General features: G+C 61.5%; 1 pseudogene. It reads left to right on the plus strand.

The window, feature by feature from the left end:
- Positions 1–275, plus strand: a pseudogene (locus tag SB764_RS40000) (hypothetical protein); the annotation flags it as partial.

Below are 275 nucleotides of genomic sequence, written 5' to 3' on the forward strand. Positions count from 1 at the left end.
CTTCTTCCGGCGCGGCGGCATCATGCGTCTGATCCAGCTCGACGGGATTCCCAAGTGGGCAAGCCCGACCGGCAAAGAGACTCACAGCTATGCGCCGACCTCGCTCACGCAATTCAAGGACTACATGGCCAAAGTGGGCACGGAGTCCAACCGCGTGCGCATGACGTATTTCCCAACACAGCGGGACAACTACTATCAGGTGACCTGGGAGCCTGACGCGGATGGCGGGCTGCCGTGGCGCGACACCGATGCGAATTTCGTCGCGTTGTACGAGG

The sequence above is a fragment of the Paraburkholderia sp. SIMBA_027 genome, from assembly GCF_046535315.1.
Classification (GTDB): domain Bacteria; phylum Pseudomonadota; class Gammaproteobacteria; order Burkholderiales; family Burkholderiaceae; genus Paraburkholderia; species Paraburkholderia tropica.